This is a genomic window from Streptomyces hainanensis (genome assembly GCF_004348415.1).
Lineage (GTDB): Bacteria > Actinomycetota > Actinomycetes > Streptomycetales > Streptomycetaceae > Streptomyces > Streptomyces hainanensis.
In genome coordinates, this window is sequence record NZ_SMKI01000950.1 from 1 (window position 1) to 402 (window position 402).

1 tRNA gene is annotated in these 402 nt (G+C 69.4%); it reads left to right on the forward strand.

The annotated features are described in order from the left end of the window. Positions 1 to 108 precede the first annotated feature (108 nt). A tRNA-Arg gene (locus E1283_RS36920) sits at positions 109 to 184 on the forward strand. The last annotated feature ends 218 nt before the right edge of the window (positions 185 to 402 follow it).

Here is a 402-nt window from a genome sequence, read left to right on the forward strand (position 1 = left end):
CGCCCCCTGTCACACCCCGGGCCGGCGCATGAGAGGAATCCGTCCGCCCACCGAACCACGACCCGCCGGCCGCCACCGGACCACCCGCTACACTGTCGAGCACGACGCGCCTTCGTAGCTCAGGGGATAGAGCACCGCTCTCCTAAAGCGGGTGTCGCAGGTTCGAATCCTGCCGGGGGCACCAGCGTGAACGCCCCGGACCGATCGAGGTCCGGGGCGTTCGACATCCACCTTTGACATCAGCGGAGGGCGGGCGCACTCGTGGTGACCAGGAACGAGGCGCTCGGTCAGCTGAGGGATCTCGCCGAGTCACGCGCCTTCGGCCGGCACGTCGGCTCGGACCGTCTCATCCAGGCGGCCCAGGATGCGTTCATGGCGGACGTCGACTCCCCCTCCCTTCCC